This window comes from Howardella ureilytica (assembly GCF_054657495.1).
Genome location: NZ_BAAHYP010000001.1, coordinates 88,695 through 114,824, shown reverse-complemented (window position 1 = coordinate 114,824; position 26,130 = coordinate 88,695). Strand labels below are relative to the sequence as shown.

The following is a 26,130-nucleotide window of genomic DNA, read 5'->3' as shown; positions in this document are numbered from 1 at the left end:
TTATGAGGAGCAGATTTGATGAACAGCTTAGTCTGTTGAATAAAAAAATGATTGAAATGGGCACGGAATGCGAGAGTATTATTTATCTGTCGGTAAAAGCTCTCCTTGAAGGCGACACGGGGTGTGCCGATAAAGCAAAGAATCTGAGAGAAAACATTGATCATATGGAAAGGAATATCGAATCCATCTGTATAAAGCTTCTTCTCCAGCAGCAACCCGTGGCAAGAGATCTTCGTGTTATATCCGCGGCGCTTAAGATGATTACGGATATGGAAAGGATAGGAGATCAGGCTGAAAATATTACGGATATAATCTCATACTTAAACGGAAGAACAGATGTTGAGTGCACCGACATACGCATTATGGCGGAAGCCGCCATGAAAATGGTGACCGAAAGCGTGGATGCATATGTAAGACAGGATATAGATCTTGCCAACGCCGTTATAGAGTATGATGATGTTATAGATGATGCGTTCGACCGCGTTAAACAGACTCTTATCAATATGATATCTGAAAATGCTTCGGACGGAGAATACGCTTTGGATCTTCTGATGATTGCCAAATACTTTGAAAAAATAGGAGATCATGCCGTAAATATTGCCGAATGGGTTGAGTTTTCCGTTACGGGTGTCCACAAAGGATAAGTATTATGATTTGGTGTGTTGATGACGATGATACAATAAGAGAAATAGAAGTTTATACATTAACACAAACGGGCTTTGAAGCAAGGGGATTTTCCGACGGAATCTCAATGCTTGAGGCGCTGAGAACGGAAAAACCCGAACTTATAGTGCTTGATATTATGCTTCCGGGCAAAGACGGCGTTGAAGTACTCAGGGAAATACGGAATAATCCTCTGACTAAGGGGATACCTGTTATTATGGCAACCGCAAAGGGTACGGAAATGGATAAAATATACGGACTTGATACGGGAGCAGATGATTATCTTGTAAAACCGTTCGGAGTTATGGAAATGGTTTCCCGAATAAAAGCTGTTCTTAGACGATGTGAGTCGGCAGAGAAAAATGATGACACGGTTTCGGTGGGAGATATCGTACTGATTGACAAGGAACACCTTGTTACCGTTAAGGGAGAGAAGATAACCCTTACGTTTAAGGAATACAAGCTGTTGAAACTTTTTATGAACAGCCCCGGGATCGTATTTTCGAGAGATAAGCTTCTTTCTGAAGTTTGGGGCGTGGATTACCTCGGAGAATCAAGAACGGTAGACATGCATATTAAGACTCTCCGCCAGAAGTTGGGAGAAGCCGGTTCGCAGATAAAAACGGTTATCGGTGTCGGTTATAAAATGGGGAGTTCCAAATGAGCAAAAAGATTTTTCGTTCCGTTATGGCTGTTACGATGATCGTTTTTTTGGCTGTTTTTTTCACGGCAAGCGGCTTTTTATATAACTATTTTGTGAAGCTTCAGGTTTCAAGGCTCAAAGATGAGCTTTCCATCGTCACCGCAAGCGTAAACGACGAAGGTGTTAAATACTTTGAAAAGTTTAATTCTTCGGTTTTTCGTTTAACAATGATATCGCCTGACGGAGAAGTGCTCTACGATACACAGGCTGATGCTAAAAATATGGAAAACCATCTAAATCGTGATGAAGTATCGGAAGCATTGAAATACGGCAGAGGCAGCAGTGACAGATATTCATCAACATTGACTGAACGTACGTTTTATGAAGCGGTAAAGTTAGATAACGGAGACATTCTTCGTATTTCCGTCAGCCAGGCCTCCGTCGGCGGATTGCTTTTGGGCATGCTTCCGGCTATAATTGCAATATTTATCATTGCGGTTATTATTGCTCTCATATTGTCTCACAGAATGGCAAAGAATATTGTAAAACCGCTGAATTCCATAAATCTTGATAATCCCGAGGAGAACGATACATACGAAGAACTGACGCCGATTCTGGAAAAGCTGAGCAAACAGCATAAGCAGATTACGTGGCAGGTACATGAGCTGAAACGAAGATCCGATGAATTTAAACAGATTACGGATTCAATGAACGAAGGTCTTGTTATACTCGATAAAAACGGAATTGTGTTAAGTATCAACGGTGCCGCAAAAAATCTGTTTGAGACAGATGATTCCGTAATTGGGCGTGATTTTCTCGTGGTAAACAGAAGTCCGGAGATGAACGAAGCCGTAAAAAAGGCACTAAACGGCGGAAAGCACAGTGAATTTCGCAAGGAAGCAGGCGGAAAAGAATATCAGTTTATGGTAAATCGCACGGAATCGGAAGGAGAAACAATAGGTGTTGTAATCTTATGTTTCGACATCACTGAAATGGTATTTGCCGAGCGAAATCGTAAGGAATTTACCGCCAATGTTTCCCATGAATTGAAAACACCGCTGCAATCCATAATCGGAAGCGCCGAACTGCTGGAAAATGATCTTGTAAAACCGGAAGATACGAAAAAATTTATCGGAAATATAAAGAAAGAAGCCTCGAGGCTGGTTTCCCTTATTAATGACATAATCAGGCTGTCGCAGCTGGATGAGAATAATGAGGTTCCGAAGGAGCCGGTTGATGTTTACGGAGTTGCAAATGAAGTTGTTGAGATCCTGTCTCAGGCGGCGGAGAAAAAGAATGTAGATATAAGTCTGAGAGGAGAACATTGCATTATAAACGGTGTCAGAAGATACATATATGAAATAATATACAACCTTTGCGATAATGCAATTCGTTACAATAAGGAGGGTGGAAGCGTTATTATAGATGTTAAGAGTGATAACGCTGACGCAATTCTTTCCGTCAGCGATACGGGAATCGGCATTCCGATTGAACATCAGGGCAGAATATTTGAACGTTTTTACCGTGCCGATAAAAGTCATTCAAAAGAAACCGGCGGTACAGGTTTAGGCCTTTCCATAGTAAAGCATGCAACCGCTTATCATGATGGCTCGATAAAGCTTGAAAGTAAGTCGGGAGAAGGAACGACCGTTACAATTAAACTTCAAAAAGATTAATTGTGCAAACCGGCATGTCGGGGCGAATGTAATTTTAACAGTTTTTTACATTTTATGAATTAAATATTATGTTATATAATTATTAAAAGGGACACGACCGACGGGAGATTGAGGGATTACCTCATATTTCCCGCGGATCGTGTCCCTTTTAAGTACGGATAACCCGCTGTCCGGCTTTTATGATTCAGACAGCAAATAGGTTAATATCATATATCTGTTTGTACGACATATTAAATCGAAACATTTATAAATATTTTTCTAAATTATTATTGCGTATTTTTGCAATAAGTTCTTTAATATCACAGGCTTTTTCCTTAGGTATTATCAGCATGGCGTCACCGGAATCGACTACGATTAAATCTTCTATACCCGCAGCGGCGATAAGCTTATCAGAACCTTCGATTATGCAATTTTTTACACCAAGAGAAACTACATTGCCTCTTATTATATTATTATCGGAGTCCGTTTTATTTATACGGCTTACGGCAAGCCAAGAACCCACGTCATCCCAACCGAAGTTGCCCGGTATAATATAGATGCTGTCGGATTTTTCCATAACTCCGTAATCAATTGAAATACTTTCCATGTTAGGGAATATATTGTTAACACATTCCTTTTCGGAAGCGGTACCGATTGACTTTTCAATTTCCGATAATGAAGAATACATATCAGGAAGGAATTTCCTGTAACATTCGGTTATGGTTGACAGCTTCCATATGAACATACCGCTGTTCCAAAGGTAATTGCCGTCCTTGAGATATTTTTTTGCCGTTTCAAGATCCGGTTTTTCAACAAATGAATCAACGGCAAATGAATTGCCCTCGGGTTTTTGTTCATTATATTTAATATATCCGTATCCTGTTTCGGGATAATTGGGAGTTATTCCGATAGTTACAAGATTGGGACCGCTTTCCGCAATTTCACAGGCGTGATTCAACGTATCCGTAAAGATATCGTTGTTTTTAACTAAATGATCTGACGGAAGAACAATCATCGTAACGTCTTCATCGGGATATTTATGCTTTATATGCGCAGCCCCGAGCCCTATACACGGAGAAGTGTTTCGTCCGACAGGCTCGCATATTATGTTTTCCGACGGAATGCCGGGAATTTGTTCTTTTACAAGGCCTTTATAATCCCTGTTGGTTACAACATAAACATTTTCTATATCAACGATTGAACCGATTCTCTCTATTGTAAGCTGAATCATTGTTTTGTCATCGTCTGTCAATGATAAAAATTGTTTGGGTAAAGACTGTCTGCTTCTCGGCCAAAATCTTTCACCTTTACCTCCGGCCATAATAAGAGCAGTTTTGATCATAATATCCTCCATTAACTCCAAAACACCTGATATATGCAACGGAAAATCCGCAAATATACTCTGTGAAAACTAATAAAACTAATAAGACATTATATATGATTGCATATATAAAAGTCAAAACCAAAACTGCATGCCGAATCATATTGAAACGTAAGTATTTATTGCCTTAAATCATATGTATACGTGTTCTTAAGAAACATTATAATCCTTGCATAACAGCCGTGTTTTTCTTATAATTAGAAGATAATATTCGGAGGTGTTAATGGTTTTAATTATTGTATACATATCAGTATTTGCCGCAATTTTTATCGGGCTGTTAGTGATTATGTTAAGAATTAAACCCGCAAAAAAGGTTAAGAAAAACGAAAAGCACACGAAATCGGGCACATTTGTATCGAAGGATGCAAATGAAGACGGAGAGAATAATAAAACAGGTTGATTGTTGGAAGAAAGTGGTTAATATGCAATACATTGTATTTGACTTAGAATGGAATCAGTCTCCTACAGGCAGAGTTATTGCAAATAAAAGCGGCAGTAAGATACCCTTTGAAATTATTGAGATAGGCGCTGTTAAGCTTGATGAAAATAAAAACTTTATCAGTTCCTTTGACAGACTGATACGACCTCAGGTTTATTTCAAGCTGCATAAAGCTGTTGAAAATATGTTGCCTATCACAATGAAAGACTTACAAAAGGGTAAAGATTTTAAGACCGTATACGAAGAGTTTATTAATTGGTGCGGCACTGATTTTTATTTCTGTACATGGGGTGAAGCTGACCTTATACAGTTTCAAAGGAATATGAGTTACTACGGCATAGAGAATCATTTTCCTATGCCTTTTCTTTATTTTGACCTTCAAAAGGTATACAGCAAACAATATCTTGACGGCAATATGAGCCCGAGTCTCGAATCCGCCGTTAAAGCCCTCGGCATTACACAATCCATGCAATATCACAGAGCCATTCACGATGCTCAATACACCGCGCAGGTAATGCAGAAGTTAAAAGATGAGGAATTGGTGGAAAACGTAAGCGTGGATACTTACAGAATACCCAAAAAGCCGTCGGAGGAAATTCGCAAAAGATCGGGATTTTCCGAAGAATATATTACGAGAGGGTTTGACTGTAAAGAAAAGGCCACAAAGTACAGGGAATTAAGAAAGGGCAGCTGCTTTATATGCAGTGAAACCATGGAAAGAGTTGTTCGTTGGTTTTCGGATAATAAAAATTATTATGCCGTATTTAAATGCAAAAAACACGGTCTTATAAGCGCAAAGTTCAAAGTGAAAAAAAGCGATTTGGGATATTTTTACGGAGTACGCAATATGAACAGAATAGATGAATCAGCTGCGGAATTCATAAGAGAGAAAAGAGACCACGAAAGAGAAAAACAGAAAGAATATGAAAAAAATGAATAATATATTGCTTGTAAGCACTAACGGCAAATTGACTAACGGAGCGAGCCAATGCGTACTTATGATTGCTCAGAATCTTAAGCGTCGGGGAGTAAATGCAGTGGTGGCGGCACCTCCGGGCGAACTCGGAAGAGAATTAAGAAAATGCGGAATTACGGTTGAACCTCTGTATCAATATGTAACCATGTGGTTCAGACATACCAACATTAATTTTGATAAACAATGGAAAAATATTGCCGCAAAAATTTATTATTCCGGTATATATAAACAGCCGATACATAAGATTGTACAAAGTATATCCGTTAAGGACGTAAGCAGCAGAATGGAATCAATAATTAAGAAGCATGATATCGACTTGGTTCACATCAATGCGGTAACAAGCGGTCTTCCGGCATTAATGCCGTTTAAAATGGGGATACCGGTTGTTTGGCATATCAGAGAGCTGCTTTCATCGGGTTTAAATCACAAATTCGTAAACGAAAAAAGATCCTACAACATGCTTAACAGGGCTGATGCCGTAATAGCCGTATCGGATATGATAAAAAATCACTTTCAGCCTCATATTAAAAAAGAAATAATCAGAATATATGACGGTGTGGATGTCGAAAAGTTTTATTCGTCAAGGGATATTTTAAAAAATGACGTTATCAGAATAGTAATGACCGGAAGAATACATGCCAACAAGGGACAGGATATTTTAATTAAAGCCGTAAATATGCTTGTAAAATCGGGAATTAAAGTTACGGCCGATATATACGGCAATACTAATAACGTTAATTATGAAAATAGTTTAAAAGCATATATAGCAAGAAACGGATTATCCGACACGGTTCATCTTAAGGGATATGTTGACAACGTAAACAAAGTTCTCACCGATTACGATGTATTATGTATGTGCTCAAAGAGTGAAGCATTTGGACTCACAACCGTGGAAGGAATGCTCAGCGGCGCACTGGTTGTGGGTTCCGACTCGGAAACCGCCGCAACATCGGAATTGATAAAAGACGGTGTTACGGGACTTCTCTATGATTCCGAAGAAGGGGCAAAGGGGTTGTTTAAGGCGTTAAAAAGAGTTGCCGATAACAGGGAAAGCATGAAAAAGATTGCCCTGGAAGGGCAGAAATATGCTTATAATACATTTAGTATAGATAATAATATCAATAATATTTTAGAGGTGTATGATGAAGTACTACATAGAAGAAATCGATCCTGAAAAGTGGAGCAATATAGCGACATCCAAGGCGAGAGTAGATATATTTAACATTTTGGACTCTGTCGGATATAAGAGGATAACCGTTAACTGTAAAGAAATAGACAATGTTACGGGTTTTAAAAAGAAAATTAATGAGGCGGCATATATCTTAAAGAACACAAGAATGTGGAGACAGGCGACGGCACACCTTAAGGCAGGTGACGTATTATTGGTTCAGTATCCGCCTCATTTTTGGGTAAGACTCAGAAGTCTTGTGGTTGATTTGAGAAGAAGAGGCGTCCGTCTTATTGCCATAGTTCATGATATGGACACATTAAGATGGGATAGACGCAACAAATTTTTCAAAAATTATTATTATTTTGAAGATAAATTCGCATTACCGTTATTTAATAAAATAATAGTTCACAACACATGCATGAAAGACATAATGAAGGCGACGGGATATAAACCGTCAAAACTCATAACCCTGGGAGTATTTGATTATATGTGGGAAAAGAGCGAAAATGAAGTCCCTGCGTCGGATAGAATACGCATAGATGCACCCGTGGTTATTGCGGGAAATCTTTTTCCCGAAAAGGCAACATATCTTTACAATTTTGATCATAATGTGGGAACTAGCTTTAACCTTTACGGAATTAATCTTGACGAGGGCGGATTGAAAAATATCGACTATACATATAAAGGTGTGGGAGATGCGGATAAACTTCCGGGAATTCTGGAAGGCAGCTACGGTCTTGTATGGGACGGAACCGACATTGACATGTGCAGGGGTCAGTACGGAGAGTACTTAAGAATAAATAACCCTCATAAGTTCTCTTTATATCTGGCGGCAGGACTTCCTATCATTATATGGAAGCAGGCGGCGCTTGCGGAATTGGTTGAAAAATATAATCTCGGATTTACGATAGACTCATTAGATGATATTGCCGTTAAAAGAAAGAATATTACCGAAGAGCAATACGGTGAAATGCTTAACAACATAAAAAGATTTTCCGACAGGGTGTCGTCGGGATATTTTACAAAGAGAGCTTTAGGTATTGCTGAAGGGAAGAGAAGGGTTCGTTGATATGACAGATGATAATTTAGTTGATATCAGATCTAAAAAAAGCGCAATTCTTGTATATGTGGCTCTCGGAATTTATATCATATTTAAAATATGGATAAGAAGCAAAATTGCATACCATCCCGGAAGATATGCAACAGGCGGTGTTACGGTTCTTGTCATCACACTGCTTATACTGAGGCTTATTATCAGAGACCACAAGTCCGTTAAATGGATAACGGCCGATGTACTGGTCGTCGCCGGGGCGTTTTCGCTGACCGGAATGTGGCAATATAATAAAGAAGTCGTTTTTTTGGCATTATTTATTATGGGGTCGTTCGGAACAAGATTCTATGATCTCGTAAAAACGTCTTTTATTGCCGTAGCGGGAATGTTGGCGTTTGTTCCGATATGTTGCGCATTGGGCTTTGCCGAAAATCTTAAATTTATAAGAATACACGGAGATGACGTGTTCTACGTCGATTCGTTCGGATTTGACGCTTACGCAACTGTTTCATATTGTGCGTTTATTTTGACAATGGGATACCTGTACCTGAGAAAAAACAGTTTTAAATATTGGGAAATTCCGATTATATTGGCTTTGGATTATCTTGTTTTCAAAATCACCGATAACAGACTTATGTTTTTAAGTGAGGTAATATTATTTGCGGTATACGTAGCAGTCAGATTGGGAAGAAACGTATTTGTTAAAAATAAAATATTTGCCTGCTTCTGCGCGGCAATACCCGGAGTTGTAACTGTTATTTCATTTATAACTTCATATTTCTTTAATCCGAATGCCCATAATTTCCTTAATTGGCTTGACGGAAAATTAGTGGGAAGACTCACATTTACGAGACAGGCATTTGATAAATATTCTCTTACATTCACAGGTCAGAAAGTGAAAATGGTGGGGAATCTTCCGGAAGGAATGGAATACAGCGCAAATAATCCTAAATTTTTCATAGATAACGGTTATTTATACTATTATTTCGCATACGGTGTTATTGCGCTTTCGGTAATTCTGTTCATTTATACAGTGTTTATCTACAGAGCCGCAAGAGAAGGACATTATACTCTCCTTGCCGTGCTTATTACCATTTCACTGTCCAACTTTGTTAATGCGACCATGCTGTTTGTGGATTTGTTTATTCCTCAGGTGTTCATACTCGGATTTTTAAACTATTTCATAAGCGGATTCACAAAAAACAAAGATATATTTTATACACGGGAATTTAAAAATATAAGAGAACAGTCAAATGTATAAGGATCTCTGTAAACAGAGTCGCATAAACAGTACACATTTTGACCGCTATTTTATTTTGTGTTAGAATTTTTCACAAAAATATACAGAGAAAAGGACTTAAAAAATGGCAAAAATAATTCTTACGGGCGACAGACCCACAGGTAAGTTACATTTAGGGCATTATGTAGGTTCGTTGAGAAAAAGGGTTGAACTTCAAAACTCAGGGGAATATGACAAAATATTTATTTTGGTTGCGGATACACAGGCGTTGACGGATAACGCCGACAATCCGGAAAAAATAAGACAGAATATTCTGGAGGTAACTCTGGATTATTTATCAGCCGGTATAGATCCGGAAAAATCCAATATATTCATACAGTCAATGTTGCCTGCTCTCCCGGAACTTACAATGTATTACAGTAATCTTGTTACGGTATCAAGACTGCAGAGAAATCCTACAGTGAAGTCGGAAATTACAATGAGAGGTTTTGATACGAATATTCCGGTAGGATTTTTTACATATCCGATAAGTCAGGCTGCAGATATTACAGCGTTCGGTGCAAATGTTGTTCCGGCGGGAGAAGATCAGGAGCCGATGCTTGAACAGGCAAGAGAGATTGTGAGAAAGTTTAATTCCACATACGGAGAGGTTCTTGTTGAACCTGAGAGTATGCTTTCTTCAAACGATGCATGCAGAAGATTACCGGGAACGGACGGAAAAGCAAAAATGAGCAAGTCCCTCGGAAACTGCATTTACCTTTCGGATACTCCGGAGGAAGTAAAAAAGAAAGTAATGGGAATGTATACGGATCCTAACCATATAAGGATAGAAGATCCCGGTAAAGTAGAGGGAAATACCGTATTTACATATCTTGACGCCTTTTCGGAAGAGGCGGATTTTGAAAAATTCTTGCCTGAATACAGTTCCATGGATGAGCTGAAAGCTCATTATATGAGAGGCGGATTGGGCGATGTGAAAATAAAGAAGTTTCTCAATAAAGTTCTTGACAGAATGCTTTCGCCTATAAGGGCAAGAAGAGCGGAGTATGAGAAAGACATCCCTAAGGTATATGATATATTAAGACAGGGAACGGAAAGAGCAATAGAAGCTTCCAACGAGACTCTCAGAAAGGTTAAGGAAGCCATGCGTATCAATTACTTTGAAGACGAGGAGCTTATCAAAAGTCAGTCCGAAAAGTATGCCGATTGACAACTATAGGAGTTAATATATGAAATGTCCATTTTGTGGGGAACTCAACAGCAGGGTAATAGATTCAAGACCTACCGACAACGGTGAAATTCGCAGACGAAGAGAATGTGAAAGTTGTCATAAGCGTTTTACTACATATGAAAGAATAGAAAGTATTCCCCTTATGGTTATAAAAAAGGACAATACAAGAGAACCGTATGACAGAGATAAAATAAAGTCCGGCATCAGCCGTTCATGTCACAAGAGACCGGTTTCAACGGAATTAATAGATAAAATGACGGATGCGGTTGAGACGGAGATATTTAATTACGGAAGCAGAGAAATTTCAACAAACGTAATCGGAGAGTATGTAATGCAGCAGTTAAAAGATGTTGATGAGGTTGCATATGTAAGATTCGCATCTGTATACAGAGAATTTAAAGATGTTAATACATTTTTAGAGGAGATTCAGCAGTTTTTAAATAAGTAAGGAGATTATATGGGGCTTCATTTAATTCCGAGTGCATACATTAATTCAACATATGATATTGATTTTCAACTCCTGTTTGATAACGGGTTCAGAGGATTAATATTTGATATAGACAATACGCTGACACAGCACGGGGCGCCGGCAAAAAATAATGCTGTAAAATTATTTCGGGAATTGGACGAGATAGGGTTTAAATACATTCTTATTTCGAATAACCATGAAGAAAGAGTTGCTCCGTTTGCGGAACAGGTTGGTGCCGAATATGTTGCCGATGCGGGCAAGCCGCTTGCTAAGGGATATAATGCGGCAATAGAACGAATGGGAATTGAGAGAGAAAAAGCTGTTTTTATAGGAGATCAGATGTTTACGGATATTGCAGGTGCAAATGCCGCCTCAATAAAGTCAATATTGGTAAGACCTCTTTCAAAGAAAGAACCATTTCATATAAAGTTAAAAAGAATGTTGGAAGCTCCGGTTAAGAGGGTGTATCTTAAAAAACACAATATAGGGGACTATAACGGTTTATTTAAGTGATTTTATTTGATTTTAATCTGCCGAATACTACAGAAAGGTACTAAAATACATGAAGGATATAACAGGCACAACTAAAATGTGTGCTCTTATAGGTAATCCTACCGAACACTCCTTATCTCCGATGATTCATAACAGTATATCCTTTATGACGCGAAATGATATGGCATATACCACATTTTGTGTGGAGAAGGATAAACTCGGCGATGCAATAAACGGAGCCTATGCCCTCGGTATACAGGGAATGAATGTAACCGTTCCTTATAAGGAAAGTGTTATGGAGCATTTGGTTGAAACAGATCCTCTTGCCGAAGCGGTTGGTGCCGTTAACACTCTGATAAGAACCGAAGGCGGATTTAAAGGTGCCAATACCGACATATTGGGCTTTGCCCGCTCGATAAAAGAAGCGGGATTTGACATCAGGGGTAAAAAGGCCTGCGTGCTCGGTGCGGGAGGTGTTGCAAGAGCCATATGTTTTGCTCTCGCCGAGGCCGGAATACAAAGTATATATATACTAAACAGAACAAAAGAGAAAAGTATAAGTATACGAAACGCATTAAATAAATATTACGGATACAAGGCAATCGACATTCATATACATGACTATGAATCAGCCGATAAATTAAATATTAATGATTTTCTGCTTATACAGACTACCAATGTAGGTATGTATCCTAATAATGATGATTGTATTCTGGAATCTTCATCATTATACGAAAAAGCAGCTTTCGGATTTGATGTAATATACAATCCGTATGAAACATCATTTATGAAAAAATTGACCGAACACGGTAAAAAATCGATTAACGGTCTTGATATGCTTTTATATCAGGCTGTCGAATCATATAAAATGTGGTTTCCGGACTTGGAAATTACATCTCACATGGTAAGCTGTACGAAGAGAAAACTGACGGATTCATTCGGAATCAGCAAAGAACCGACGGACGATTTATTTGCCGTATGTGCGGGGACACCGAAACCTAAAGATAATATTATACTTACGGGATATATGGGAAGCGGCAAAACAACTTTAGGTCACTGGATTTCAAAAAGAACGGGCAAAATATTTATAGACACGGATAAAGAAATCGAGAAAGAGTGCGGCAGAACCATAAGTGAAATATTTGAGTCTGAGGGAGAAGAGGGCTTTAGGAATATCGAGACCGATTTCTTAAAGAAAATGCTTTCAGCCGGTATAAGTAATTGTGTTATTTCAGTCGGAGGAGGAACGCCGCTTCGAAAGGAAAACAGAAGTATACTTAAAAAAATAGGTACGGTCGTATATCTCAGGGCCGGATCCGATGAATTATACGGTCGACTTCGTTATGATGCAAGGCGTCCGCTTCTGTTCGGTAAAGAAGGCGAGGAGAGAAGAGAGTTTATAAGAAAAACTCTTTCAGACAGAGAGCCGTCTTATCTCGACGGCGCGCATATAGTAATCAGAACCGACGGGGTATATTTTCCTAAGATATATCAGGTAATTCACAGAAAAATAAAAAATTATAACAGCAAAGGTTATAAGCGAAAAAACAGACGTGTACCATTTCACAAAAAGCAGGGTAAAGAAACATGAAAATTTTGGTGATTAACGGACCTAACATTAATTTTTTAGGTATCAGGGAGAAGCATATTTACGGTTCCGACAATTACGACACATTGCTGAATACAATATACGATTATGCAAAGTATCGAAACGTATCGGTTGAATGTTATCAAAGCAATTGCGAGGGAGAAATAATCGACAAAATCCAAGACGCATATATTAAAGGGGTTAACGGTATCATTATTAACCCGGGAGCTTATACTCATTACAGTATCGCGATAAGAGATGCACTGGCCTCAGTGGATGTACCTAAGATTGAGGTGCATATATCAAACGTACATGCCAGGGAAGAGTTCAGACATGTTTCGCTTACTGCTCCGGTTTGTACCGCCCAAATTTCGGGATTGGGTATTTACGGTTATAAATGTGCCCTTGACGCATTGATTAATATTTTAAGATCGAAACTTTGACAATTTAATATTACAAATGTAATCGGAGATGTTATTTATTATTGCTCTGAGAATGGTTTTGTTATATGATTATTAGATGTTAAGCCAATAATCATAGTTTGTAATTGATATGGTTATATGTATATGTTTGGAGGAATAAAAAATGGTTAGTGCAGGCGATTTTAAGAACGGTCTTACAATTCAGATGGATGGCGGTATTTGGCAGATTATCGAATTTCAGCATGTTAAACCCGGAAAAGGCGCGGCTTTCGTAAGAACAAAATTAAAAAACATTGTGAGCGGCGGCGTTGTTGAAAAGTCATTCAGACCTACCGAGAAGTTTGAGACGGCTCATATTGATAAAAGAGATTACCAGTATCTCTATAAAGACGGTGATCTTTACAACTTTATGGATACGGAGTCATATGAGCAGATCGCTCTTAATGCCGATACCGTAGGAGATGCATTAAAGTTTGTTAAGGAAAATGAAGTAGTTAAGCTCCTTTCACACCAGGGAAATGTATTTTCAATCGATCCGCCTTTATTTGTGGAACTTGAGATTACCGAATCAGAGCCGGGCGTTAAGGGTGATACGGCAACAGGCGCAACTAAGCCTGCCATCGTTGAAACAGGCGCTCAGGTTATGGTTCCTTTATTTGTAAATCAGGGTGATACTATTAAGATTGATACAAGAACCGGAGAATACTTATCAAGAGTATAATGTTCAATGTTGACCGTATATTAAGCAGCGGGACTTATATAAAAACACTTGATTTTTGATTTTGTTTATTGCATAATAAACTGTATTGTGTTAATCCATAGAGATTAGTTCGAGATAATATTTTTAAAGAGGTGACAATAATGAGACAGGATATTCATCCAGAATATTATCAGGCAAAAGTTGTATGTAACTGCGGTAACGAATTTGTTACAGGTTCAACAAAGCCGGAGATTCACGTAGAAGTTTGCTCAAAGTGCCATCCATTCTACACAGGACAGCAGAAGGCAACGGCAGCTCGTGGTCGTATTGATAAGTTCAACAAGAAGTACGGTGTTTCAAACTAATTGTAAACATCAAAAGGACTCGGATTTTATCCGAGTCTTTTTATTTGTCTTATTAATATCCGAATTACCGGGAGTAAGGCTTTGTTAATATGGTTTTATTTAAAAACAGGGCACAAATATAATTGACTAAAGCATATTCCAATGATATATTTTTAAGAATATACAAACAGAATTTATCGAAACTATAATTTTTTTAGAAAGGGAAGGGGTAGTAATGAGCGAGATTATTGGAGAAGGAATTACATTTGATGATGTGCTTCTTGTACCGCAATATTCAGAGGTTACACCTAATTTAGTTGATTTAAAGACAAAACTTACAAATAAGATTGAACTTAAAATTCCTCTTATGAGTGCGGGTATGGATACGGTTACCGAACACAGAATGGCCATTGCCATGGCAAGACAGGGCGGTATCGGTATTATTCATAAGAACATGAGCATTGAAGAGCAGGCAGAGGAAGTAGACAAGGTTAAGCGTTCGGAGAACGGCGTAATCACCGATCCGTTTTCATTACATGCGGACGATACTCTTGCGGATGCAAATAATCTTATGGGAAAGTTCAGAATCTCAGGTGTTCCGATTGTTGATGATTCAGGCAAACTTGTGGGTATCATCACTAACCGTGACCTTAAATTCGAAAAGGATTTCTCAAAGAAGATCAGCGAGAGAATGACAAGCGAGAACCTCATTACGGCACCGGTGGGCATTACTCTCGATGAAGCAAAGGCCATTCTCAGAGATGCAAGAAAAGAGAAACTCCCTATTGTTGATAAGGACTTTAAGTTAAAGGGTCTTATTACGATTAAAGATATTGAGAAGCAGATTCAGTATCCTAATTCCGCGCATGATGAGCAGGGAAGACTTCTCGTCGGAGCGGCTGTCGGTATCACAACCAATATTATGGACAGAGTGGAAGCTCTCGTTAACGCAAAGGTAGACTGTATTGTTCTTGATTCGGCTCACGGTCATTCAAAGAATATCATTAAGGCCGTTAAAGACATTAAAGCCGCATTTCCGGATCTTCAGGTTATTGCCGGTAATATTGCTACGGCGGAAGCTGCCAAGGCACTTTGCGAAGCAGGCGTTGACGCCATTAAGGTAGGTATCGGACCGGGTTCCATATGTACAACAAGAGTTGTGGCAGGTATCGGCGTACCACAGATTACGGCTGTTATGGATGCATATTCGGAAGCTAAAAAACACGGTATTCCTGTAATTGCCGACGGCGGCATCAAATATTCCGGAGATATTGTTAAAGCTCTTGCCGCAGGCGGAAATGTATGTATGCTCGGAAGTCTTCTTGCAGGATGTGACGAATCACCGGGAGAGTTTGAATTATTCCAGGGCAGAAAGTTTAAAGTATACCGCGGTATGGGTTCCATAGCGGCTATGGAAAACGGAAGCAAGGACAGATATTTCCAGACAGACGCAAAGAAGCTCGTTCCTGAAGGCGTTGAAGGTCGAGTAGCATACAAGGGTCAGCTGGAAGATACTATATTCCAGCTTGTCGGAGGTATTCGTTCAGGTATGGGATATTGCGGAGCAAAAGACATTCCTACATTACAGGATACAGCCAAGTTCATTAAGATGAGTTCTGCGGCTCTTCGTGAAAGTCATCCTCATGACATTCATATTACCAAGGAAGCTCCTAACTACAGTGTAGACGAATAATTTACATACGGCTATTTCATTTAAATATATAATCAAATTTAAAAAGCGCAGCGGTTTTAAGCCGTTGCGCTTTTTAATGTGTAAAATACATACCAATAATCAATGTCCGAAAACTATTCCATAACAGGCATTTGTATATTGAATTCGCGGTTTAATCATTATGTATATTTTGATATAATATATCATTGGACTATAATAATCATATTTGAAATATATTTTTAGAAGGACATTATATAATTATGAAATTATTTACGGAGCTTGTAAGTGATAAGGTATCTGATGCATTTGAAAAGGCGGGGTTTGACCGTGAATACGGTACGGTTTCTTCGTCTAAGAGACCTGATTTATGCGAGTTTCAATGTAACGGATGTATGGCGCTTGCCAAAAAGGAAAAGAAGAATCCGATGGAGATTGCTGAAGCAGTGGTTTCCTTTTTATCGGAAGAAACCGAAGTTTTCTCCAAAGTTGAGGCTGCAAAGCCCGGCTTTATTAATATTTCGGTAACGGAAAAATTTATTTCTGAATATATTAACAATATGTGGAATGCCGATAAGTTCGGATATGAATCAGATTCAGAGGGCAGAAAAACAATAATAGATTACGGCGGCGCAAATGTTGCAAAACCGCTCCATGTAGGTCATTTAAGAAGTGCCGTAATAGGTGAAAGCATTAAGAGAATGTATAAATTCGCCGGAGCCGATATTGTAGCGGATGTACATCTCGGTGATTGGGGACTCCAAATGGGACTTATCATAGAGCAGCTGAGGACCGATAAACCGGACCTTGTTTATTTTGACAGTGAATATAAAGGAGAATATCCAAAGGAGCCTCCTTTTACTCTCGATGAACTGGAACAGATATATCCAAAAGCAAGCGCAAGATCGAAGGAAGATAAAGAATTTCTTGCCAAAGCACAGGATACCACGCTCAGACTTCAAAACGGAGACAGAGCATATACCGCAATTTGGAATCATATAATGGCATTGTCCAAAGCCGATTTGAAGAAAAATTACGATAACCTGGATGTATCATTCGATGTATGGAAGGGCGAATCGGATGCTCAACCTTTTATTAACGCAATGTTAAAGGATTTTGAAGACAGAGGAATCGCTTATGAAAGTGAGGGAGCTTTAGTTGTTGACATATCGGAAGATACCGACAGGAAAGAGCTGCCACCGTGTATTGTAAGAAAATCAGACGGTGCGGCATTATATGCCACATCGGATCTTGCCACTATTATTGACAGAGAACAGACCTATAATCCGAAAGAATATATTTATGTAGCGGATAAGAGACAGGAATTACATTTTACACAGGTGTTCAGAACCGCTAAAAAAGCGGGACTTGTTTCGGAAGATACAAGCCTTCGTTTCTTAGGTTTCGGAACCATGAACGGTAAAGACGGAAAGCCGTTTAAGACAAGGGCCGGCGGCGTTATGAGACTGGAATATCTGATTGAAGACATAAAGACGGCGGTTGCCGATAAGATGAGGGAAAATAACCGTTTGTCTGAAGATGAGATAAATGAAACAGCGGGGATCGTCGGACTTGCCGCATTAAAATACGGAGATTTATCAAATCAGGCTACAAGAGATTATATTTTTGATATTGACAGATTTACTTCGTTTGAAGGCAATACGGGTCCGTATATCCTCTATACGGTAGTAAGAATAAAGTCAATTTTGGAAAAAGCCGGATATAACAGGGGAAGCGACAGCGTGATCGGCTCTGCTCTCACTGATAAAGAGAAGGAATTGGAACTTAAATTATCGGGATTTTCCGGAGTGTTTGCCGAAAGCTTCAAAGAACTTGCTCCTCATAAGATATGCCAGTTTATGTATGAAGCAGCCGATATTTTCAATGGTTTTTATCATGATACCAATATTCTTAATGAAAGCGATGAGTATATTAAAAATTCAAGACTTGCCCTTTTGGCATTTACAAAAGACGTATTAACGGCATGTTTAGATATGCTTGCGATAAAATGTCCGGATAAAATGTAACATGGAGGATTACAATGAGTGAAAACAAAAAATATCTGTCTGTAATCATTCCCTGCTACAACAGTTCAGAATATATGCATGTAAGCATAGAATCAGCTCTTGTCGGCGGCGAAGATGTAGAGATTCTTATAGTGGATGACGGCTCGACAAAAGATAATACATATGAAATTGCAAAACAATATGAGGAAAAATATCCGACAATAATCAGAGCCATAACACAGGAAAACAAAGGCCACGGCGGTGCGGTCAATACAGGTATCGCAAACGCAACAGGCGAATACATCAAGGTGTTGGACAGTGATGATTGGCTGGATAAATACAGCCTCTTGTATATACTTGATAAGTTAAAGGGCTTTTCCGAGGATGAAAAACCGGATATGTATCTTGCTAATTATGTATATGAGAAAGAGGGTAAAACCCATAAAAAAAGAATGCATTATGAAAATGTATTCCCTACGGATAAGCTTTTTACATGGAATGACGTAGGTTCGTTTTTGCTGGATCAATACATTCTTATGCACAGTGTTATGTATAGAAGACAGATGCTTTTGGACTGCGGATTGAAACTTCCGGAGCATATGTTTTATGTGGACAACATATTTGTATTTGAACCTTTAATGAGTGCAGAAAAGCTGTATTTTTCGGATGTTAACTTATACAGATACTTTATCGGAAGAGAGGATCAGTCTGTTAACGAAAGCGTAATGATATCCCGCATAGATCAGCAGCTTCACATCAACAAGAGAATGATTAAATTTTATTCCGATGTAAAAGATTTCAAATACAAAAAAAGAAAAAAATATATGGAGAAATACCTTTTGGACATTCTCATGGTTTCATCGATACTTTTACTGGTTTCAGGCACCGACGAGGCCCTCAGGAAAAAAGATGAATTGTGGGAGTATTTAAAAGAATGCGATCCTAAACTGTATGTTCATATCAGGAATGGTATTCTCGGAAAATTATTTAATTCCAAGAAGACTGTTGTTAAAAAATTCCTTGTATTCGGTTACAGATCATTAAACAAATACATGGGATTTAATTAAACCAAACGGTTTATCCGTTAAATTTGATTTATCATTAAAACATAAGAAAGGAGCAATTATGGTTACTCTTATAAAAAAAGGTCGGGTTCTTGATCCGGAAACAAAACTTGATGCCGTAAGAGATGTATTGGTTGTTGACAAGTACATCGTTAAAATAGAAGAAAACATAACTGATGAAGAGGTAAAAAAGGTTTTAAAGGAAAATGACTGCACGGAAGAGTGTCTTTCGGTAATAGATGCCGAGGGATGTTTTGTTATGCCGGGTCTTATAGATCTGCATGTGCATTTGAGAGAGCCGGGGTATGAGCATAAAGAAACCATAAGAACAGGTGCCAGGGCGGCTGCAAGGGGCGGATTTACAACCATATGTGCAATGCCTAATACCAATCCGGTAGTGGATTCCGTAGACGTATTAGATGAAATTACGGATAAAATCAAGTCCGAAACCTATGTAAATGTGTTACAGCTTGCTGCGATGACAGCAGGAGAAGACGGAGAGTTTATAACAGACTTTGAGGCTCTTAAGAAACACGGAGCCCCTGCCGTAAGTGAAGACGGTAAATCCGTTATGAACGGAAGAGTGGCAAGACAGGCATTCAGACTTGCCGCACTCAATAATTTACCTGTATTTGATCATTGCGAAGACATAGACCTCAGAGCAAGGGGAGTTATGAACGCCGGAAACAAGGCAAAGGAATACGGTCTTTACGGAATACTTAACGCAGTGGAAGATACCATTACGGCAAGAGATATGATACTTGCCAAGGATACGGGAGCCCATATTCATCTGTGCCATATTTCCACGGAAGGCGTTGTTCAACTGATTCGTTTCGGCAAATCTGCCGGCGTAAGAGTAACGGCTGAGGTTACGCCGCACCATTTCACTCTTACGGAAGACGACTTGGATCCAAATAATGCAAACTACAAAATGAACCCTCCTTTAAGAAGCAAAAAGGATGTGGAGGCCATATTGGAAGGTTTGGCAGACGGAACGATTGATGCAATCGCAACAGACCATGCACCTCATTCAAGAGCCGAGAAAAAGATGGACTTTTCAAGCGCACCTTTCGGAATTACGGGACTTGAAACGGCTGTATCGCTTACTATCAGCGAATTGGTAAATAAGAACATACTTACACCTCTTCAAATGGCCGAAAAAATGAGTTACAATCCGGCAAAAATACTCGGTATCAATAAGGGAAGATTGCAGCAGGCGTCACCTGCAGATATAGTTGTAATAGACCCTGATGCGGAATATGTAATAGACAGCTCAAAGTTTTTATCAAAAGGCAAGAACACTCCGTTTGAAGGCAGAAAAGTTAAGGGTGTTGTAAGAGCAACCATTGCCGGCGGAAAGGTTATTTACAGAAATATAGACGGCAACGAGTCCGTAATCGATAAAGAAGTAAGAGACTTTTAACCGTAACTTTGAAAATGTTTTTTACTGTATTCAAAGTGCCGAACAATCTTATTTTTGTGGGGAATTTTTATGATAGATAATTTGATTGAGCAAATTAAAAACAAAAACAGTCACGTCTGTATAGGTCTTGATCCTCAGCTTAAGTTCATACCTGATGAAATTAAAAACGAAGTTTTTTCGGAATACGGTCCTACTTTGGAAGCCGTTGCAGAGTGCTTTTACAGATTTAATAAGGGTATAATAGATGCAACATACGACATTGTGCCCGCAATTAAGCCTCAGATCGCCATGTACGAAGAATACGGCATTCCGGGAATGACGGCTTATAAAAAGACAATTGATTACGCAAAAAGCAAGGGGCTTATCATAATCGGAGATATTAAAAGAGGAGACATCGGATCCACGTCAACTTCATATGCAAAAGGACACATAGGCAGCGTGGAAATTGAATATAACGGAGAAAAAAGGGTGTTTAATCCGTTTGACGAAGATTTCGCAACGGTTAATCCTTATTTAGGCTCTGACGGTATAAAGCCTTTTACGGATGTATGCAGAGAAAATGACAAAGGTATATTCATTCTTGTTAAAACATCCAATCCGTCAAGCGGAGATTTTCAGGACAGACTTATAGGCGAACATACTCTTTATGAAGAAGTTGCAAATAAGGTATCCGAATGGGGTGAAGATTCTGTCGGAAAGTACGGTTACTCGGACGTAGGCGCAGTAGTAGGTGCAACATATCCCGAAATCGGAAAGCAGCTCAGATCGATTATGCCGCATACATATTTTCTTGTACCGGGATACGGAGCTCAGGGAGGTAAGGGAAGCGATCTGAAACCTTACTTTAAAGACGGACTCGGTGCCGTTGTCAACAGCTCAAGGGGAATTATTGCTGCGCATACAAAGGACATGTATTCCGATTGCGGTAATTATGCGGAAGCAGCAAGGCGCGCTGCCGAGGATATGAATAAAGATATCAACGAAAACGCATTGAATTGATTTTTCCGATTGTAAATACTGTTATTAAATTATTCAAGGAGCATAATATGTTATTTCATGAAAATGTGGAAATTACAAAAAAGAGCAGGCTGTCATCTGACATATATGAAATTTATTTCAAATCGGAATCCATTGCAAAAGCGGCAAAGCCGGGACAATTTATAAACGTATATATTAATGACGACTCGAAGCTTCTTCCCAGACCGATAAGTATATGTGAAGTTAAGAATGATGAAATTCGCCTTGATTTCAGAGTTGTAGGGGCGGGAACAAGTGAAATGGCATCGTATGAAGTCGGTGATAAAATAACCGTTACGGGACCTATCGGCAACGGATATGATGTGGATTATATAAATAATAATTTTAAACATATTGTGTTATTCGGCGGCGGAATAGGAATTCCTCCCATGCTTGAACTTTCCAAGAGAATCAATATTGAGAAAACCGTTATTTTAGGATACAGGGATGAGTTGTTTCTCAATGAAGACTTTGCAGATTACGGTAATGTAATAATAGCTTCCGAAAGCGGTGAATGGGGAACGAAAGGAAATGTTCTCAATGCATTTGACGAGCATGAAATTGACGCCGATGTATTTGCCGGCTGCGGACCTAAAGTAATGTTAAACGCAATAAAAAACGTTGCCGTTCAAAAAAACATTCCGTTTTTCATGTCTCTTGAAGAGCGTATGGCGTGCGGCGTCGGTGCGTGTCTTGCGTGTGTGTGCAAAACAACGTCTAAAGACGCTCACTCAAATGTTAATAACGCAAGAGTATGCGTGGACGGTCCCGTATTTGAAGCTAAGGAGGTAGAGTTATGACACCTGACATGGAAGTTGAGATAGCGGGAGTTAAGTGGAAAAACCCTGTTACCGTGGCATCCGGTACATTCGGATCCGGTATGGAGTACGGAGAATTTATTGATCTGAACAGACTCGGCGCAATAACATCAAAAGGCGTAGCCATAGAACCATGGGAAGGAAACGGTACGCCGAGAGTGGCAGAAACTCCAAGCGGTATGCTTAATGCCATAGGTTTGCAGAATCCGGGAATGGAAGTATTCAGGAACAGAGACATTCCTTTTATGAAGAAATATGACACGGTTGCGGTCGTTAATGTAGTAGGAAAGTCGACGGAAGAGTATATTCAGGCCGTGGAAGCTCTTGGCGATACAGATGTGGATATGTTGGAAATTAACATTTCATGTCCTAATGTAAAAGAGGGAGGCATTGCTTTCGGAACAGATAAAAATGTTGCGGCAGCACTTACAAAAGAAATAAAAGCACATGCCAAACAACCTGTTATAATGAAACTTTCTCCGAATGTAACAAGTATTACGGAAATGGCTAAGGCAGTAGAGGATGCGGGAGCGGACGCAATTTCTCTTATTAATACCGTTACGGGAATGAAGATAGATGTTGAAAGACAGAGTATATTTCTTGCAAATAAAACGGGCGGACTTTCGGGTCCGGCCATAAGACCGATAGCGGTAAGAATGGTTTATGAGGCTTCGCACAGTGTTAAAATACCTGTTATAGGAATGGGAGGAATAACATGCGCGGAAGATGCGCTTGAGTTTATTTTGGCCGGTGCAACAGCGGTATCCGTCGGTACCGCAAGCTTTAATAATCCATATACGGCAATAGAAGTAATTGACGGTATAAGAGATTATATGGTCAGAAAAAACATTAACAGTATTAAAGATATTATAGGAATAGTATGATAAATATGCATATAATTCGTACTTAACAACATATGCGTTAATGTTAGAAAATATTATTAAAATAAGCGGGCGTACGGAAATTAAGACTCCGTACGCCCGCTTATTTATTGTGCGCCCCGCTTGTGAATTACGGAACTGAATGTATGCATTAAAATTTGAAAATCGAACAGAGTGCTGTGGTGATCGACATAATACATTTCCATATGCTGTCTGCGCCCTGTTTCATAAGTAGCTTTATTACGGGCATATGCCTGCCAATATCCGGTAAGTCCCGGCTTAACGGAAAGAAGCTTTGCAATTTTGTCTCCGTATATTTGAACTTCCTCGTCAACAATCGGTCTCGGTCCTACTAATGATAAGTCTCCGATAAGGATGTTAAAGAGCTGAGGAAGTTCATCCAGGCTGCTTTTTCTTAAGAAATCACCCAATTCGGTAATTCGGGGATCGTTATCAATTTTAAATTCTGTTTTTAATTGTCTTTTTTGTTCTTTTGTTAAATGAACATTTTCACACTTCATTGTACGAAACTTAAGAACCTGTATTCTTTTTCCGTATTGACCTATTCGTTCATGGGCAAAAAACGGATTACCGCCGTCTTCGTGATGAATAAGAAGAGCAATGGTAGCCATTACCGGAGCGGTAAGTATAATGCCTACGGAAGCTCCGGCAAAATCAAAAATTCTTTTGTTGACTGAATAAGCAATATCCTTAGCAGTTTTTTTCTTATGATAGTTATGCTTATATTGTAAAATATTGTTTCTTCTTTTTTTAGATTTACGAATAAAATCAAAGAAGTTCATTTCTCAAAATACCTCTTATAATATTGTAATTGCTTATAAATAAGCATAAAAACTAATTATAAATTATATATGTTAAAGATTAATATCTCAACAGTGATTTTATAAAAAAATAACATTTTTGAAACATTTATGTAAATAATGAAACCGACGCGGAATTGCGTCGGTTTCATTTCGGACTGTATTATAATTTTTTCTTATTACCGTTTGGATTATTATCGGATTTATCGCCGGGTTTATTATCTGAGTTGTTATCAGAACTTTTATGGGAGCTGTTTTTGTCTCCGAACAAATCATCATCGAAAATGTCCGTTCTTTTCCTTGCATTTTCAAAGGATTTTACATCATCTCCGTCAACATCCGAATCGAAAAAGCTGTCCAGGACAATGTCGTCGGCTGTTTTATCATTCGCGTCGGACCGAACGGAAACTTCGTCAGAAATACTGCCTTCCGATGAAGCCGCGGGCAATGCTTCGGATATATTATTTTCATCGGTTTCGTTACCGACTTCGTCTGCTTTCTTCTTTTTCAGCTTTCCTTTTACAAATAGGAATACTTCATTTACAAGAGGATCTTTGATGACAGCCAAACCTCCCAGGTAAAGAGCCGCGTATATTACGCCTCCGATAATTAACCTTACAATTGAAAAAGGTATGCCCCAATATTGTATAAAATATACGGGAACGGCAGCCGCAATTCCTAAAATAATGTACTTATACAGATAAATGGTTTTCTTAACATGTGCAAGAAGTTTTCTTGCAAAAAATATCTGAACAGCCAATACGGCAAATTCACATATAAGAGTTGAAAGTGCGGCTCCGGTTGCTCCGTATATCGGAATCCAGAAGAAGTTAAGTACAAAATCGACAACCGCACCGATTATTACGGAGATCAGTACGTATTTATCCTTGTTCAAAGGAGTAAGAACCTGAAGTCCTATAATATTGGTAAGTCCCAAAGCAACAACCGAGAGAGAAAGAAAGATTATACTTCCCACGGCTCCGTAATATCCCTGACCGGCAATGAATGTAATTATATCACCGGCCATTACCGATACAAAAACGGCAAGGGGCATGGATATGAAAGTTGCATAATTAAGTGCCTTTCCCATAAGCGAAAGGAATTTATCGGACTCTTTGTTCTTTACGTAATAAGACATTCTCGGGAGGAGTACCGTACCGAGTGATGCAACAAAACTTGCGATTATGCTTTGTAATCGAATTGATGCATTATAAAAACCAACCTGTTCATATGTGCTCATGAAGCCCAGCATGATGGTATCCAAATTAGTATATATGGATATGGCAATGCTCTGTGAAAACAGAAGCAATAAGGGCTTAATGTGTCGCCTCAGGTTATAATGTTTAAACGGCTTTAACGTAATAAATTTACGAATTCTTATGAAGTTAAGAACATAGGAGCCGACCTGTGATAATACCAAAGTGAGTGCATATATAATGTAATCTGAAGATTGATGGACAAAGGCAAACATGAGACCGATGCTTATTAATTTAAAAATAAGAGATCGCACCGTAATATAGTCGTATTGTTCGACAGCTTTGTACAGCCACTCCATACCGAAAGCATTCATTACTATGGTCACGGAATAAATAAGCAAAAGTATTCTGTTTTCCGCAAGTGACGGTATCAAAAAGATTGACAGAATATATGCTCCGAGAACCAGCACAGACATTATAATATTAATAATAAAGATTTCATGCGCGGTTTTTGAGAGTTTTTCTTTATCATCTCTTACTCTTGCACATGCACGAATGCCGTATGTAGGGACTCCTAATTGTGCAACCATTAAAAAGTATGCAGAATAGGATGCTACAAACGAAACTATACCGTTGGATGTAGCTCCGAGAACTACAGATACATACGGAAATGTAATAAGAGGGAATATAAATCCGGACGCCGTAAGTATGAAGTTCATTAAAAAGTTATATTTAACCGAATGTACTTTTAATTTAGCCAATTTAAGTCT

General features: G+C 38.9%; 25 protein-coding genes. 22 read left to right on the top strand and 3 right to left on the bottom strand.

Annotated features, from left to right (window positions below):
- Positions 1-2: 2 nt before the first annotated feature.
- From phoU to ACYQ1N_RS00510, 3 genes are read left to right on the top strand one after another with little or no spacing between them, the layout of a single operon-like run.
- Entirely contained in the window at positions 3-644 is a 642-nt protein-coding gene (phoU, locus tag ACYQ1N_RS00520) for a phosphate signaling complex protein PhoU (protein WP_459831440.1), read from the top strand.
- A gap of 5 nt (positions 645-649) precedes the next feature.
- Positions 650-1,327: a response regulator transcription factor gene (locus ACYQ1N_RS00515; RefSeq protein WP_459831438.1), complete on the top strand. Its 678-nt coding sequence runs from the start codon at positions 650-652 to the stop codon at positions 1,325-1,327.
- Positions 1,324-2,982: a sensor histidine kinase gene (locus ACYQ1N_RS00510; protein ID WP_459831435.1), complete on the top strand. Its 1,659-nt coding sequence runs from the start codon at positions 1,324-1,326 to the stop codon at positions 2,980-2,982. The genes ACYQ1N_RS00515 and ACYQ1N_RS00510 overlap by 4 nt, the downstream gene beginning before the upstream one ends.
- A 244-nt stretch (positions 2,983-3,226) precedes the next feature.
- On the opposite strand, the gene ACYQ1N_RS00505 is transcribed toward ACYQ1N_RS00510, so the two are convergent.
- On the bottom strand, positions 3,227-4,303 hold the full coding sequence (locus ACYQ1N_RS00505) for a mannose-1-phosphate guanylyltransferase (protein WP_459831432.1): 1,077 nt from the start codon (positions 4,301-4,303) through the stop codon (positions 3,227-3,229).
- 262 nt (positions 4,304-4,565) lie between these two features.
- On the opposite strand from ACYQ1N_RS00505, the gene ACYQ1N_RS00500 reads away from it, so the two are divergent.
- The 19 genes from ACYQ1N_RS00500 (at position 4,566) to ACYQ1N_RS00410 (ending at position 23,346) form a co-directional block, all read left to right on the top strand.
- Positions 4,566-4,742 (top strand): hypothetical protein, encoded by a 177-nt coding sequence (locus ACYQ1N_RS00500; protein WP_459831430.1) that lies wholly within the window; start codon positions 4,566-4,568, stop codon positions 4,740-4,742.
- Entirely contained in the window at positions 4,711-5,721 is a 1,011-nt protein-coding gene (locus ACYQ1N_RS00495; RefSeq protein WP_459831427.1) for a 3'-5' exonuclease, read from the top strand. The genes ACYQ1N_RS00500 and ACYQ1N_RS00495 overlap by 32 nt, the downstream gene beginning before the upstream one ends.
- Positions 5,705-6,931 carry a glycosyltransferase family 4 protein gene (locus tag ACYQ1N_RS00490; RefSeq protein WP_459831424.1) on the top strand — a complete coding sequence of 409 codons (1,227 nt, stop codon included), beginning with the start codon at positions 5,705-5,707 and terminating at the stop codon, positions 6,929-6,931. The genes ACYQ1N_RS00495 and ACYQ1N_RS00490 overlap by 17 nt, the downstream gene beginning before the upstream one ends.
- Positions 6,900-7,997 carry a glycosyltransferase gene (locus ACYQ1N_RS00485; RefSeq protein WP_459831421.1) on the top strand — a complete coding sequence of 366 codons (1,098 nt, stop codon included), beginning with the start codon at positions 6,900-6,902 and terminating at the stop codon, positions 7,995-7,997. The genes ACYQ1N_RS00490 and ACYQ1N_RS00485 overlap by 32 nt, the downstream gene beginning before the upstream one ends.
- Positions 7,969-9,240: a hypothetical protein gene (locus ACYQ1N_RS00480; protein ID WP_459831419.1), complete on the top strand. Its 1,272-nt coding sequence runs from the start codon at positions 7,969-7,971 to the stop codon at positions 9,238-9,240. Before ACYQ1N_RS00485 ends, ACYQ1N_RS00480 begins: the two co-directional genes overlap by 29 nt.
- A 103-nt stretch (positions 9,241-9,343) precedes the next feature.
- The gene (gene trpS, locus ACYQ1N_RS00475) at positions 9,344-10,429 is read left to right on the top strand and encodes a tryptophan--tRNA ligase (protein WP_459831416.1); all 1,086 of its coding nucleotides are present in this window, start codon (positions 9,344-9,346) and stop codon (positions 10,427-10,429) included.
- Positions 10,430-10,448: 19 nt separating this feature from the next.
- Complete coding sequence (gene nrdR, locus ACYQ1N_RS00470; protein ID WP_459831414.1) at positions 10,449-10,898, top strand: transcriptional regulator NrdR; 450 nt, start codon at positions 10,449-10,451, stop codon at positions 10,896-10,898.
- 9 nt (positions 10,899-10,907) lie between these two features.
- The gene (locus tag ACYQ1N_RS00465) at positions 10,908-11,432 is read left to right on the top strand and encodes a YqeG family HAD IIIA-type phosphatase (RefSeq protein ID WP_459831412.1); all 525 of its coding nucleotides are present in this window, start codon (positions 10,908-10,910) and stop codon (positions 11,430-11,432) included.
- Between the two features lie 49 nt (positions 11,433-11,481).
- Entirely contained in the window at positions 11,482-13,002 is a 1,521-nt protein-coding gene (gene aroE / locus ACYQ1N_RS00460; RefSeq protein ID WP_459831409.1) for a shikimate dehydrogenase, read from the top strand.
- Positions 12,999-13,442 (top strand): type II 3-dehydroquinate dehydratase, encoded by a 444-nt coding sequence (aroQ, locus tag ACYQ1N_RS00455; RefSeq protein WP_459831406.1) that lies wholly within the window; start codon positions 12,999-13,001, stop codon positions 13,440-13,442. Before aroE ends, aroQ begins: the two co-directional genes overlap by 4 nt.
- 142 nt (positions 13,443-13,584) lie before the next feature.
- Positions 13,585-14,142, top strand: a complete 558-nt coding sequence (efp, locus tag ACYQ1N_RS00450) for an elongation factor P (RefSeq protein ID WP_459831403.1) — start codon at positions 13,585-13,587, stop codon at positions 14,140-14,142.
- A 140-nt stretch (positions 14,143-14,282) separates the two neighbouring features.
- Entirely contained in the window at positions 14,283-14,486 is a 204-nt protein-coding gene (gene rpmE, locus ACYQ1N_RS00445) for a 50S ribosomal protein L31 (RefSeq protein WP_459831400.1), read from the top strand.
- Between the two features lie 214 nt (positions 14,487-14,700).
- Positions 14,701-16,158 carry an IMP dehydrogenase gene (gene guaB, locus ACYQ1N_RS00440; protein WP_459831398.1) on the top strand — a complete coding sequence of 486 codons (1,458 nt, stop codon included), beginning with the start codon at positions 14,701-14,703 and terminating at the stop codon, positions 16,156-16,158.
- 239 nt (positions 16,159-16,397) lie between these two features.
- The gene (argS, locus tag ACYQ1N_RS00435; protein ID WP_459831396.1) at positions 16,398-18,161 is read left to right on the top strand and encodes an arginine--tRNA ligase; all 1,764 of its coding nucleotides are present in this window, start codon (positions 16,398-16,400) and stop codon (positions 18,159-18,161) included.
- Positions 18,162-18,175: 14 nt separating this feature from the next.
- The gene (locus ACYQ1N_RS00430) at positions 18,176-19,207 is read left to right on the top strand and encodes a glycosyltransferase family 2 protein (RefSeq protein WP_459831393.1); all 1,032 of its coding nucleotides are present in this window, start codon (positions 18,176-18,178) and stop codon (positions 19,205-19,207) included.
- A 58-nt stretch (positions 19,208-19,265) separates the two neighbouring features.
- Positions 19,266-20,627 (top strand): dihydroorotase, encoded by a 1,362-nt coding sequence (locus ACYQ1N_RS00425; protein WP_459831391.1) that lies wholly within the window; start codon positions 19,266-19,268, stop codon positions 20,625-20,627.
- 69 nt (positions 20,628-20,696) lie between these two features.
- Positions 20,697-21,626, top strand: a complete 930-nt coding sequence (gene pyrF / locus ACYQ1N_RS00420) for an orotidine-5'-phosphate decarboxylase (RefSeq protein WP_459831388.1) — start codon at positions 20,697-20,699, stop codon at positions 21,624-21,626.
- Positions 21,627-21,673: 47 nt separating this feature from the next.
- Positions 21,674-22,444 (top strand): dihydroorotate dehydrogenase electron transfer subunit, encoded by a 771-nt coding sequence (locus ACYQ1N_RS00415; RefSeq protein ID WP_459831386.1) that lies wholly within the window; start codon positions 21,674-21,676, stop codon positions 22,442-22,444.
- On the top strand, positions 22,441-23,346 hold the full coding sequence (locus ACYQ1N_RS00410; protein ID WP_459831383.1) for a dihydroorotate dehydrogenase: 906 nt from the start codon (positions 22,441-22,443) through the stop codon (positions 23,344-23,346). The genes ACYQ1N_RS00415 and ACYQ1N_RS00410 overlap by 4 nt, the downstream gene beginning before the upstream one ends.
- A gap of 104 nt (positions 23,347-23,450) precedes the next feature.
- Here ACYQ1N_RS00410 and ACYQ1N_RS00405 read toward each other — a convergent pair whose 3' ends face one another.
- The gene (locus tag ACYQ1N_RS00405) at positions 23,451-24,146 is read right to left on the bottom strand and encodes a sugar transferase (RefSeq protein ID WP_459831381.1); all 696 of its coding nucleotides are present in this window, start codon (positions 24,144-24,146) and stop codon (positions 23,451-23,453) included.
- A gap of 181 nt (positions 24,147-24,327) precedes the next feature.
- On the bottom strand, positions 24,328-26,121 hold the full coding sequence (locus ACYQ1N_RS00400) for a flippase (protein ID WP_459831378.1): 1,794 nt from the start codon (positions 26,119-26,121) through the stop codon (positions 24,328-24,330).
- Between the last annotated feature and the right edge of the window lie 9 nt (positions 26,122-26,130).

Excerpts from the sequence above, each read along its gene's own strand:
- pyrF (WP_459831388.1), top strand. The coding sequence starts at position 20,697 with ATGATAGATAATTTGATTGAGCAAATTAAAAACAAAAACAGTCACGTC.
- aroE (WP_459831409.1), top strand. The coding sequence starts at position 11,482 with ATGAAGGATATAACAGGCACAACTAAAATGTGTGCTCTTATAGGTAAT.
- ACYQ1N_RS00510 (WP_459831435.1), top strand. The coding sequence starts at position 1,324 with ATGAGCAAAAAGATTTTTCGTTCCGTTATGGCTGTTACGATGATCGTT.
- guaB (WP_459831398.1), top strand. The coding sequence starts at position 14,701 with ATGAGCGAGATTATTGGAGAAGGAATTACATTTGATGATGTGCTTCTT.
- ACYQ1N_RS00495 (WP_459831427.1), top strand. The coding sequence starts at position 4,711 with ATGAAGACGGAGAGAATAATAAAACAGGTTGATTGTTGGAAGAAAGTG.
- ACYQ1N_RS00500 (WP_459831430.1), top strand. The coding sequence starts at position 4,566 with ATGGTTTTAATTATTGTATACATATCAGTATTTGCCGCAATTTTTATC.
- nrdR (WP_459831414.1), top strand. The coding sequence starts at position 10,449 with ATGAAATGTCCATTTTGTGGGGAACTCAACAGCAGGGTAATAGATTCA.
- rpmE (WP_459831400.1), top strand. The coding sequence starts at position 14,283 with ATGAGACAGGATATTCATCCAGAATATTATCAGGCAAAAGTTGTATGT.
- ACYQ1N_RS00490 (WP_459831424.1), top strand. The coding sequence starts at position 5,705 with ATGAAAAAAATGAATAATATATTGCTTGTAAGCACTAACGGCAAATTG.
- efp (WP_459831403.1), top strand. The coding sequence starts at position 13,585 with ATGGTTAGTGCAGGCGATTTTAAGAACGGTCTTACAATTCAGATGGAT.
- ACYQ1N_RS00505 (WP_459831432.1), bottom strand. The coding sequence starts at position 4,303 with ATGATCAAAACTGCTCTTATTATGGCCGGAGGTAAAGGTGAAAGATTT.
- ACYQ1N_RS00430 (WP_459831393.1), top strand. The coding sequence starts at position 18,176 with ATGAGTGAAAACAAAAAATATCTGTCTGTAATCATTCCCTGCTACAAC.
- trpS (WP_459831416.1), top strand. The coding sequence starts at position 9,344 with ATGGCAAAAATAATTCTTACGGGCGACAGACCCACAGGTAAGTTACAT.
- ACYQ1N_RS00410 (WP_459831383.1), top strand. The coding sequence starts at position 22,441 with ATGACACCTGACATGGAAGTTGAGATAGCGGGAGTTAAGTGGAAAAAC.
- argS (WP_459831396.1), top strand. The coding sequence starts at position 16,398 with ATGAAATTATTTACGGAGCTTGTAAGTGATAAGGTATCTGATGCATTT.
- ACYQ1N_RS00465 (WP_459831412.1), top strand. The coding sequence starts at position 10,908 with ATGGGGCTTCATTTAATTCCGAGTGCATACATTAATTCAACATATGAT.
- phoU (WP_459831440.1), top strand. The coding sequence starts at position 3 with ATGAGGAGCAGATTTGATGAACAGCTTAGTCTGTTGAATAAAAAAATG.
- aroQ (WP_459831406.1), top strand. The coding sequence starts at position 12,999 with ATGAAAATTTTGGTGATTAACGGACCTAACATTAATTTTTTAGGTATC.
- ACYQ1N_RS00485 (WP_459831421.1), top strand. The coding sequence starts at position 6,900 with ATGAAGTACTACATAGAAGAAATCGATCCTGAAAAGTGGAGCAATATA.
- ACYQ1N_RS00405 (WP_459831381.1), bottom strand. The coding sequence starts at position 24,146 with ATGAACTTCTTTGATTTTATTCGTAAATCTAAAAAAAGAAGAAACAAT.
- ACYQ1N_RS00425 (WP_459831391.1), top strand. The coding sequence starts at position 19,266 with ATGGTTACTCTTATAAAAAAAGGTCGGGTTCTTGATCCGGAAACAAAA.
- ACYQ1N_RS00515 (WP_459831438.1), top strand. The coding sequence starts at position 650 with ATGATTTGGTGTGTTGATGACGATGATACAATAAGAGAAATAGAAGTT.
- ACYQ1N_RS00415 (WP_459831386.1), top strand. The coding sequence starts at position 21,674 with ATGTTATTTCATGAAAATGTGGAAATTACAAAAAAGAGCAGGCTGTCA.